Genomic DNA, 10,000 nt, shown 5'->3' with positions numbered 1-10,000 from the left:
GTTCAGGCCTCCTCGGGAATCGGTTCGCGGGTACGGGCACCGGCACGGCCGTCCTCCCAGCGGACGCTGAGGATCTCCAGCTCGCGGCCCGACAGCAGTTCCACGTCGGTGGCCCTGTCGCATGCGGGGCAGCACAGATCGGGGGGCATCCCCACGGCCCAGGTGCCGGGGCAGGTCCCGCAGCGGGCACGGGCCGCCACGGATTCGGTGAGGAGCTCGGCGCCTTCGAGGACCGTTCCGGCACAGGCCAGTTCGAAGCAGAAGGCCAGCGCGTCGGGCACCACCCCCGCCAGCTCGCCCACCTGGAGCCGTACGGACGTGACGGCGTGCGCCCCGCCCGCCCTGGCGGCCTCTTCCACCTGGCCCACGACGGCCATGGCGATCGACATCTCGTGCATCGGTCTCCGTCCTGCCGGGGCTCATTACACCGGCGGGGCGGGGGTGCGGCGGTCGGGCACGCCGGTGCGCCGCGCCCCCCGTACGCCGTTCGGCGGGGGGCGCGGCGGCAGCCGGGTCACATCCGGCGGATGTGCAGATAGCGCCTGATGTCGGGGAGTACCTGCAACAGGACGGCGGCCAGGGCGGCGACGGCGGCCCCGCTGATGATGGCCTTCTTCATGGGGTTCTCCTCAGTTCGCGGCGGGGAGCGCCGGCTTCGTCGGGGGCTGGACGGTCGAGCAGGTCCAGGGCCATGCGGACGGCTTCCGGTACGGCGGCGGCCACGGGCGCGCTCAGTCCGATGCCCTCCTCGACGCGGGCCGGTTCGCAGCCGAGGACCAGCGTGCGGCGCGGAGGGGTGGCGCCGGTCCCGGCGCACAGGGTGCCCAGCAGGGCCAGGACGGTGTCGGGTGACATGTGGTGGCCGTCGAGGACGGGGCCTTCGCCGGGTCCCGCGGCCGGTGCGCCCGGGGACGCGGCAGCGGCTCCCGTGCCCGTCTCGACCTCGATGAGGTAGAGGGTGCCCGGTTCTCCGCCGCGGGCGGTGGCGTCGACCAGGACGAGCGTGTCGTAGCCGTCGAGGAGCTGGTAGGCGAGGTGGACTCCGCGCACGCCGAAGTCCACCACCTCGACCCCGTCGGGCAGCGGGTGCGCGGACAGGGCTCGTACGGTCTCCACGCCGAAGCCGTCGTCGCCGAGGAAGACGTTGCCGATGCCCGCGATCAGGACCCTGGGGTTCACGCGTCCTCCAGCGGGGTGACCTCGTCGGGCTGGAAATAGAGGAAGCGGCCCTGTTCCCGGCGGATGTCCGCGCCGGGGTCGTCCTCCACCGTGACGGCGAGGTGCACTCCCCCGTCGACGTCGTGCAGGACGGCTTCGACGCGTGCGGCGCGGCCGTGGAGGAAGAGGTCCTGGGCGTCGGTGCGGCGCGGTCCGGGGCGGAGCATGACCCGGCTGCCGGGTCCGACGGGGGTGCCGTCCACGCTGATCCGGTCGCGGGCCGGGTCGGCGGTGTCGGCCCCGGCGGGGTCCCACCAGGGGGTGTCAGGCCTGAACACGGCCTCCTCGTCGGGGATTTCGGTGAGCTGTTCCGGCCCGTCCGGGCCGGTGACCTCGCGCAGCGAGCGCACCGCGCCGTGCAGCCGTTCCAGGACCTCGGGGGGCAGGGAGTCGGCGAGGTCGATGACGGCGGCCGCCCGGGCGTCGGTGCCGCGTGCCTCGCGCTTCTCCTGCTCGGTCAGGGCCGCCGTGCGCAGGGCGAGGATCTCGTCGATCTCGGTGGCGTCGTACATGGCGCCCGCGCTCTCGGGGGCGATGGCCGGGTGGTCCTCCAGGATGATCGGGGAGGACAGGACCACGTCGGCGCGGCCCGCCCCGCCGGCGAGGACCGGCCAGGTGTGGCGGTTGTCGCAGGCGGCGACGGCCTCCCTGGCCCATTCGGGCGGGTCGGTCATCGACAGGAAGGAGCCGGAGTCGAGGCCCAGCAGGAGGTGGGCGGCGACCAGTGAGCGGGGCAGGGCCGCCTCGCGGTCGGCGTCGGCCGCGGCCGCCGGGGCCCACGGGCTGGTGTTCTCCACGACCGCCGTGAGCCGGAACACCCGGTAGGCACCGTCGAGTTCCACGGCGCGCAGCCGCAGGACGCCCTCGACCTCCTCGGTGCGCCGCACCAGGCGGCCCGCCGTCCGCCCGTCGGCGTCGAGGACGGCCTCGGTGTCGTCGCGGGCGGGGCGGGTGAACGGGACGGTGACGCCGTCGCCGGTCAGCTCGGACACCGGGAAGGAGAGTTCGACGTGTTCCTCGGTTCCTTCGTCCCAGGGGACGAGGACCCGGTCGGCCAGGTGGAGCTCGTCGACGTCGGCGAAGCCCCCGTCGTCCAGGGCCCGCTGGACCGTACGCCGCTGCGCGTGCAGGAATCGCAGCTCCAGGGACAGCGTCGCGTCGCCCTTGGGCTCCATCAGGACCTCGGTCCGCTGGAAGGCGTGTTCGCCGTGGGCGGGCCCCCATGCGGGGGGTACGAGGACCCCGAACTGCCAGCGGAGCCGGTTCTTCGCGGCGGAGGCCCGGTAGGGGTAGAGGACGTACCCCTCCAGGAGCACGGCGTCGGCCACCTGCCGGGCGGCGGCGAAGCGGGGGTCCGCGGTGGTGGCCGTGGTCACGGGGAGGTCCTCTCGGTGAGGCGCGGACGCAGGGCTCCCGGCCGGACGGACCCCGGCCGGGGCGGGGACGGCCGGTCGGTACCGGCCGCGTCCAGCAGGGCCCGTACGGTCGCCTCCCAGGAGGCGAGCGCGTGGCGGGAGCGGTAGGCGAGCAGCTCGGCCATCATGTCCGCGGGCAGCCGGAGCCAGCCGCAGCCGGGGAAGTGCTGCTCGACCATCTCGCGCCAGACGGCCACGGGCATGCGGTACGCGGCCTCGCGGTCCCAGGGCACCGGCTCGACCCGGAAGCCGCCGTCACCGGTGAAGGCGGTGCCGGAGAACAGCATCAGCAGCGGCACCTCGCCGTCCTCCAGGGCTTCGAAGTACCGGGTCGCGGCGATGTCCATGTCGTAGGTGCAGGGCACGACCAGGTCCGTCTCGGTCTCCCCGGTGAAGCCGGGCACCATCACCGACACCTGGGCGAACTGCACGGGCTGGAGCGTGGTGCCCCATCGGGAGCGTTCGCCGAACAGGTCCGCGAGGCCCTCGGCCTCGGCGGGGCCGTAGCCGCGCCGGGCCGGTTCGATGCGGATCTGGCAGCGCAGGGCCATGGCGTGCACGCGGGTGTCCGGGTCGGCGGTGATGCGCAGCCGGAAGACGAGGGTGGGACCCGCGGCGTACGGGTCGGCCCGGACCCCGGTGCAGGAGAAGCCGAATCCGGTCATGAACGGTCCCCCGTGGGCGCCACGGGCCTGGCCCGCCGTCCGACGTCGTCGAAGAAGGCGCCGAGCGCGGCCCGCGCCTCGGCTCCTCCGTCGAAGCCCTGCCACAGCATCCGCATGCGGCCCACCAGTTCGTAGCAGACGTCGATCGGCACCAGGTAGCAGCCGGAGCGGCCCTCCCAGCGGTGCACGAGCAGCGCCTCCGTGTCGGGTTCCAGCATCGCGGCCAGCGGCGCGCCGTCGAGGACCTGCTGCCAGGTCTGCGGATCGAGTTCGCTCTCGGTCGCCCCGGCCGGGCTGGGATAGAGCGCGACCAGCCGGTCGAGTGCGGCGTTGCGGAAGAAGAAGGCGACGCCGACGGGGATCTGGAGCCGTTCCCACAGCCCCTCGTCGAGGTGGTGGCCCGGATCGGTCAGATACCGGTCGGGGACCGCCCGGTAGCGGCCGGTCCGGGTGCCGGGCCGGTCGAACAGCAGGGAGCAGGCGGTGCAGGCGCAGACCAGCGTCCGCTTCTCGGTCTCGACGAGGTGGCGGTGCCCCTCCGGGGACACCGCCACCCCGCACAGTTCACAGGTCTCGGGCCGGGGCGGGCGCGGGCCGGTGAACCGGCGCAGCCCGCGCGGGTTCACCGTACGGACGGCGGGCCCCCTCACGGCACCCGCGCCGGGCTGTGCGGCCGGGTGCCGATCTGCAGGAGTGCGGGCTGCGGGGCGGGAGCGGGCTCCATCTCCACGGCCGTGACCTCGGGGGCGAAGCAGGTGAGGGTGTCCTCCAGGGTGCGCCGGCCGGCCTCCTCGCCGCCGGAGCCGCAGCCGCAGCCGGTGGGGGCGGCCGCGGGGCGCAGCCGCAGGACACCGGTGCTCTCGTCGAAGCCGAGCAGTTCCACGGGGTCGGGGGCACCGGCCAGGGCGCGGGTGATCCGGGTGTGCACGTCCTCGGGGTGCAGGCCGTGCAGGGAGAGCAGGCTCGCCACGAGCTCGTCGTCCGCGGCCGCCGCGAGCGGGCCGTCGCCCAGCTTCGCCGCGATCCGGGCGAGCCCGGCTCCGTAGAACTCCATGAGCACCCGCACCAGTTCCTCGGCGGCCTCGCACGCCTCGCGGTCGCCGGTGGCGGCCAGCCGGTCGAGGACCTCCTCGACGCGGCGGCCCGCCTCCCGGGCGTCGACGGCCGCGCTCATCCGCCCAGTCCGCTCAGGCCGGTGGGGACGTGCATCGTCTTCACCGTCTTGCCGCCGCCGACGTACATGTGGACGCCGCAGGGCAGACAGGGGTCGAAGCTGCGCACGGCGCGCATGATGTCGATGCCCTTGAAGTTCTCCGGGGTGTTCTCCTCGAAGATCGGGGTGTTCTGCACGGCGTCCTCGTACGGTCCGGGCGTGCCGAAGGTGTCGCGGGTGCTGGCGTTCCACGGCGTCGGCGGGTAGGGGTGGTAGTTGGCGATCTTGCCGTCGCGGATGACCATGTGGTGCGAGAGGACGCCTCGGACGGCCTCGGTGAAGCCGACGCCGATGGACTCGTCCGGCACCTCGAACTTCTCCCAGGTCTGGGTGCGTCCGGCGCGGACCTCGGCGAGGCCCATCTCGGCGCAGTGCAGGGCGATGCCGGCCGCGTACGCCTGGAAGTAGGTGCGGGCGCGGTTGCGTTCCAGCGCGTTGCTCCACTTCGGGATCTTCCACTCGAAGCGGGTCTCGGGCTTGGTCATCGTGCGGGGCAGGTTGATGACGACGCTGTGCCCGGTGGCCTGGACGTAGCCGACGTCGACGAGGCCGGACAGGGCCGTGGACCACAGGCGGGCGATGGGGCCGCCGCCGGTGTCGAGGGCGAGGTGGTCCTTGCCGTCGAACCAGCGCGGGGACATCACCCAGCTGTACTTGTCGTCGAAGTTCCGCTTCTGCGGGGCCGGGATGGTGTGCTGGTTCCACGGGTGGCGGGGGTCGACCGGGTTGCCGAGCGGGTCGTGCGTGACGAACTGCTCCTTGCCCTCCCAGTCGTCGTAGTACGAGCTGCCGAGCAGGATGCGGATGCCGAGGTTGATCTCGGTGAGGTCGTTGGTGACGAGTTTGCCGTCCACGACGACGCCCGGGGTGACGAACATCTTCCGTCCCCAGTCGGTCATGTTGGCGTAGGTGAAGTCGCAGTGCTCGGGGTCGTTGAGGGCGCCCCAGCAGCCGAGCAGCACCCGGCGGCGGCCGACCTCCTCGTAGCCGGGCAGGGCCTCGTAGAAGAAGTCGAAGAGGTCGTCGTGGAGCGGGACGACGCGCTTCATGAACTCGACGTACCGCATGAGGCGGCTCATGTAGTCGGTGAAGAGCTGGACGGAGGCGATCGTGCCGACGCCGCCCGGGTAGAGCGTGGAGGGGTGCACGTGGCGCCCCTCCATCAGGCAGAACATCTCGCGCGTGTACCGGCTGACCTGGAGGGCCTCGCGGTAGAACTCGCCCTCGATGGGGTTGAGGGAGCGCATGATGTCGGCGATGGTGCGGTAGCCGTGGTCGCCGGCGTGCGGGGCCTCGGTGCGCTCGGCCAGGTCCAGGACGCCGGGGTTGGTCTCGCGGACCATCTTCTCGCAGTAGTCGACCCCGACCAGGTTCTCCTGGAAGATGTTGTGGTCGAACATGTACTCCGCGGACTCGCCCAGGTTGATGATCCACTCGCCGAGGTGCGGCGGCTTCACCCCGTAGGCCATGTTCTGCGCGTAGACGGAACATGTGGCGTGGTTGTCACCGCAGATCCCGCAGATGCGGCTGGTGATGAAGTGCGCGTCGCGGGGGTCCTTGCCGCGCATGAAGACGCTGTAGCCGCGGAAGACCGACGAGGTGCTGTAGCACTCCGCGACGCGCTTCTGCTTGAAGTCGATCTTCGTGTGGATGCCGAGACTGCCGACGATCCGGGTGATCGGATCCCAGGCCATCTCCACCAGGCCGCTGCCGTCACCGGCCGCCTTCGTGTTCGGTGCCATCGTGTCTGCCGTGACCCTTCTTCGGTGCGTTCTGGGCGTTGTCTGCGGGGGTGGGCGGGGCGGGGGCCGTCACCACGGCGGGCGGTAGCCCGTGGTCAGGCTGCGGCCGGTGCGCCGCCACTTCGGCTCCTCGTCCACGGTGTGGGCGGTGACCGACCGGAGCTTGCGGATCACCGCCCCGTACGCCCCGCTCGCGGTGGCGGAGACCTTCGCTCCGGGGGGCTCGTCCATGAAGGGCATGAACTTGTCGGGGAAGCCGGGCATGGTGCACGCGATGCAGATGCCGCCGACGTTGGGGCAGCCGCCGATGCCGCTCATCCAGCCGCGCTTGGGGACGTTGCACTTCACGACGGGACCCCAGCAGCCCAGCTTGACCAGGCACTTCGGCGAGTCGTAGGTGTGGGCGAACTGGCCCTGCTCGTAGTAGCCGGCCCGGTCGCAGCCCTCGTGGACCGTCGCGCCGAACAGCCAGGTGGGGCGCAGCTTGTCGTCGAGGGGGATCATCGGGGCGGATCCCGCCGCCTGGTAGAGCAGGTAGGTCAGGGTCTCCGAGAAGTTGTCCGGCTGGATCGGACAACCGGGCACGCACACGATGGGGATGCCGGCCTGCGACTTCCAGTCCCAGCCCAGGTAGTCGGGCACGCCCATGGCACCCGTCGGGTTGCCCTCCATCGCGTGGATGCCGCCGTACGTGGCACAGGTGCCGATGGCGACGACGGCGAGGGCCTTGGGGGCCAGCCGGTCGATCCACTCGCTGGTGGTGATGGGCTGGCCGGTCACCGGGTCGTCGCCGAACCCGCACCAGTAGCCCTCGGGCTTGATCGACTCGTTGGGGATCGAGCCCTCGACGACCAGGACGAACGGATCGATCTCGCCGCGCTCGCCCTTGAAGAACCACTCGATGAAGGTGTCGGCACCGCCGACCGGGCCGCATTCGAAGTCGATCAGGGGCCAGTGCACGGCGATCTTGGGGAGACCCGGCAGGGTGCCGGTGACGATCTCCTCGATGCTCGGCTGCATCGCCGCCGTCAGGGACACGGAGTCGCCGTCGCAGCTCAGACCCGCGTTGATCCAGAGGATGTGGATCACGGGGTCTTCGACCGGGTCCTTCGTCACTGCGGCCATGCGCTGCCTCCTCGGGGAGGGGATCAGGGTGTGAGGGGGACGGTGAGGCGGTCTGCCTCGGCCCCACGTTTCTTGCTAACAGCTGCGGGGGCCCGATGCCGCGTCTGGTACGGCCAGTCCAGTGACGCCGCCGCCTCCGCGGCGGTCCGCGGCGGCGCGGGCGAGGTGGGCCGGCGTCGCGGCGGGGTGCTCCTTGCGCACGAAGGCGCGGCGCAGGGCGTGGTACGGCGCGTCGGGGTCGAAGAAGGTCCGCCGCATCCGTGCCAGCTCGGCGGCCCGGTATGCGGCGAGCGGGCGGCGCGCCTCGTGCAGTTCCCGGTCGGCCTTCTTCGCGGCGATCCGGGAGGCCGTGGCGGGCAGGGCGGCCAGACGGGCCGCGAGGCACTCCGTCTCGCGGGAGAAGTCCGCGGGTGCGCAGTCGACCGTGCGGTCGACCAGCCCGACGCGCTGCGCGGCGGCGGCCCCCAGCGGCAGCGCCTCCGAGGTGAGGCGCACCGCCATGCTGGAGCCGACGCGGCGGGGCAGGGTGTACGTCCAGTACTCCGAGCCGAACAGCCCCATCAGGCGGTAGTGCGGGTTCAGGACCACGCCGGAACGGCACCAGACCTCGTCGGCGGCGAGGGCGAGCATGACCCCGCCGGCGGCGGCGTTGCCGCCGAGGGCGCTGACCACGAGACGGTCGGTGGTGGACAGCACCGCTTCGACCAGGTCGTCCATCGCGTTGATGTTGGCCCAGGACTCCTCGGCGGGGTCGTCGGCGGCCTCGATGACGCCCAGGTGGATGCCGTTGGAGAAGAAGTCACGGCCGCCGCCCAGGACCAGGACGGTGGTGGGGCGGGTGCAGGCGGTCCGGTACGCGTCCAGCAGGCGGCGGCAGTGCGCGGTGCTCATGGCGCCGCCGGGGAAGGCGAACGACAGGAAGCCCGTCTGCCCCTCCTCGTGGTAGCCGATGTCGGACCAGGCGGGGCGGTACGGGCCGGCGTCCGGAGGTGCGGGGACTTCGGGCAGCGGCGGCAGCCGGTCGCCGAGGGCGAGCGTCGCGGGCAGCCGGGGGCGGGCCGGCCGGCCCGCTGCGCGGGGGGCGCGCAGCTCGGGGATCCAGACGGCCCCGTCGGTCGTGGCCCGGCAGACCGCGCCGGCGCGGGTGGCGAGCAGCTCGCCGGGCCGGCCGCGCAGGTCGTCCTCGCGGTGGCCGCCGTGCAGGTACCAGTCGCCGCCGAGCAGGTGGTCGCGCACACCGGGCTGCGAGTCGGCGGCGCGCAGGACGCGCAGGACGCGTTCGGTGCCGTCCGCCGCCCAGTCGATGCGGCGGTCGTCCTGGCGCAGGAACGGACGGGCCCGACCGCCGTCCTGGGGGCGCGGGACGTACGTACCGGAGGCGAAGCGGTCCACGGCGAGCAGGACGGCCTCCAGTGCCGCGTCGGCGATCTCGCCGCGGTAGAGGTCGCTCTTGCCGACGGGGGGCACGGTGCAGTCGGCAGCGGCCCAGACGTCCCCGGCGTCCATCTCGGCGTTGGCCTGGAGGACGGTGACGCCCCAGCGGGTCTCCCCGTCCTGGACCGCGTGGTCGAGGGAGGAGGGGCCGCGGTCGCCGACCGGTCCCGGATGGACGACGAGACAGGTGTACGCGGCCCAGACCTCCTCGGGGAGGGCGGTGCGCAGCATCGGCGCGAGGACGAGGTCGGGGTCGTGGCGCCGGACGGTGTCGGCCAGCGGGACGTCGGGCAGGGCCAGTTCGACCGCCACCCGGTGGCCGTGGTCGCGCAGCTCGGCGTGGACCCGCTGGGTGAGGCTGTTGAACGCGCTCGCGACGAGCAGGACGTACACGTGGTCTCCCGGCGGCGGCCCGGCACCCCGCCGCGTCGCGGTGCCCGGCCTGATCGGCGACTGGTGACCGGAGCATGACCGGCCGCCTGCGATGCTCGTCCCCTCGGGGCGGGGGGCGGCCGAAGCGGAGCGGCGATGTCACCCGAAAGCGCGCCTTGGGGAGCCGCTCGGCCCACACCACTGCCCCTGCGGGGTTGCTCGGCGGGGTTGCTGTGCGGGGGCCCGGCGGGACCCCTGCGGGGCTGCTGTGCGGAGGTCCGGCGGGTCCCCTGCGGGTCCCCTGCGGGGTTGCTGTGCGGGGGCCCGGCGGGTCCCCTGCGGGGCTGCTGTGCGGGGGCCGGCCGAAGTGGGCGGCGGAACCCCTGCAGGGCTGCTTTGCGGGGGGCCCGGCCGAAGTGCGCGGGGTCCCCGCGGGGCTGCTCGGTGGTCCGGCCCACCGAAGTCGTGCTGCCGGGCCGAGTACCGGCGCGGTGGAGCCGGGTCGGGGTGCCGGGCAGGGGCGCGCCTCGTCCTGCGGGGACACCCCTCCCCGTCCCCCCTCCAGCAGTACGAGCCGGTTCCGCAAACAGGGTGTTGTTCGGACGGAGCTGCGGGGCCCCTGCGGGGGTGCTTCGCGGGGTCCGGATCGTGCTGCGGGTCCCCGCGGGGCTGCTGGGCGGTGGTCCGGTCCACCGGAGTCGTGCTGGCGGGGCCGGAGTACCGGCGCGGTGGAGCCGGGTCGGGGTGCCGGGCAGGGGTATCTCCTCGGCTCGGCGCGTGCGGCCCCGGCCCGGCCAGACGGCCCCGGTCGCGCCT

The 10,000-nt window shown here is 73.4% G+C and carries 10 protein-coding genes; all 10 read right to left on the bottom strand.

The genetic code is table 11. From position 1 onward, the window contains the following. Positions 1-2: 2 nt before the first annotated feature. Entirely contained in the window at positions 3-398 is a 396-nt protein-coding gene (locus IH80_RS0116125) for a hydrogenase maturation nickel metallochaperone HypA (RefSeq protein WP_030961120.1), read from the bottom strand. A gap of 116 nt (positions 399-514) precedes the next feature. Continuing rightward, positions 515-619 (bottom strand): DUF6893 family small protein, encoded by a 105-nt coding sequence (locus IH80_RS47370; RefSeq protein WP_386398398.1) that lies wholly within the window; start codon positions 617-619, stop codon positions 515-517. Beyond that, the gene (locus IH80_RS0116115) at positions 616-1,179 is read right to left on the bottom strand and encodes a hydrogenase maturation protease (RefSeq protein WP_030961118.1); all 564 of its coding nucleotides are present in this window, start codon (positions 1,177-1,179) and stop codon (positions 616-618) included. The genes IH80_RS47370 and IH80_RS0116115 overlap by 4 nt, the downstream gene beginning before the upstream one ends. Then, positions 1,176-2,594 carry a hypothetical protein gene (locus tag IH80_RS0116110; RefSeq protein ID WP_030961115.1) on the bottom strand — a complete coding sequence of 473 codons (1,419 nt, stop codon included), beginning with the start codon at positions 2,592-2,594 and terminating at the stop codon, positions 1,176-1,178. Before IH80_RS0116110 ends, IH80_RS0116115 begins: the two co-directional genes overlap by 4 nt. Continuing rightward, on the bottom strand, positions 2,591-3,298 hold the full coding sequence (locus IH80_RS0116105; protein WP_030961114.1) for a DUF6084 family protein: 708 nt from the start codon (positions 3,296-3,298) through the stop codon (positions 2,591-2,593). The genes IH80_RS0116110 and IH80_RS0116105 overlap by 4 nt, the downstream gene beginning before the upstream one ends. Then, the gene (locus IH80_RS0116100) at positions 3,295-3,948 is read right to left on the bottom strand and encodes a DUF5947 family protein (RefSeq protein WP_037880143.1); all 654 of its coding nucleotides are present in this window, start codon (positions 3,946-3,948) and stop codon (positions 3,295-3,297) included. Before IH80_RS0116100 ends, IH80_RS0116105 begins: the two co-directional genes overlap by 4 nt. Continuing rightward, a complete protein-coding gene (locus tag IH80_RS0116095) occupies positions 3,945-4,472 on the bottom strand; it encodes a hypothetical protein (RefSeq protein WP_030961112.1) in 528 nt (175 codons plus the stop codon). The genes IH80_RS0116100 and IH80_RS0116095 overlap by 4 nt, the downstream gene beginning before the upstream one ends. Beyond that, positions 4,469-6,253: a nickel-dependent hydrogenase large subunit gene (locus tag IH80_RS0116090; RefSeq protein ID WP_030961110.1), complete on the bottom strand. Its 1,785-nt coding sequence runs from the start codon at positions 6,251-6,253 to the stop codon at positions 4,469-4,471. The genes IH80_RS0116095 and IH80_RS0116090 overlap by 4 nt, the downstream gene beginning before the upstream one ends. 69 nt (positions 6,254-6,322) lie before the next feature. Further along, positions 6,323-7,378, bottom strand: a complete 1,056-nt coding sequence (locus IH80_RS0116085; protein ID WP_030961108.1) for a hydrogenase expression protein HypE — start codon at positions 7,376-7,378, stop codon at positions 6,323-6,325. 75 nt (positions 7,379-7,453) lie between these two features. After that, positions 7,454-9,205 carry a hydrogenase maturation protein gene (locus IH80_RS0116080; RefSeq protein WP_037880140.1) on the bottom strand — a complete coding sequence of 584 codons (1,752 nt, stop codon included), beginning with the start codon at positions 9,203-9,205 and terminating at the stop codon, positions 7,454-7,456. Positions 9,206-10,000 lie beyond the last annotated feature (795 nt).

The sequence above is a fragment of the Streptomyces sp. NRRL S-378 genome (genome assembly GCF_000720645.1).
Classification (GTDB): Bacteria; Actinomycetota; Actinomycetes; order Streptomycetales; family Streptomycetaceae; genus Streptomyces.
This window is presented reverse-complemented; position numbering and strand designations above follow the sequence as displayed.

What these genes read in the sequence shown, in the direction of transcription:
- IH80_RS0116105 (WP_030961114.1), bottom strand. Translation starts at nt 3,298, where the DNA reads ATGACCGGATTCGGCTTCTCCTGCACCGGGGTCCGGGCCGACCCGTAC.
- IH80_RS0116125 (WP_030961120.1), bottom strand. Translation starts at nt 398, where the DNA reads ATGCACGAGATGTCGATCGCCATGGCCGTCGTGGGCCAGGTGGAAGAG.
- IH80_RS0116085 (WP_030961108.1), bottom strand. Translation starts at nt 7,378, where the DNA reads ATGGCCGCAGTGACGAAGGACCCGGTCGAAGACCCCGTGATCCACATC.
- IH80_RS47370 (WP_386398398.1), bottom strand. Translation starts at nt 619, where the DNA reads ATGAAGAAGGCCATCATCAGCGGGGCCGCCGTCGCCGCCCTGGCCGCC.
- IH80_RS0116095 (WP_030961112.1), bottom strand. Translation starts at nt 4,472, where the DNA reads ATGAGCGCGGCCGTCGACGCCCGGGAGGCGGGCCGCCGCGTCGAGGAG.
- IH80_RS0116090 (WP_030961110.1), bottom strand. Translation starts at nt 6,253, where the DNA reads ATGGCACCGAACACGAAGGCGGCCGGTGACGGCAGCGGCCTGGTGGAG.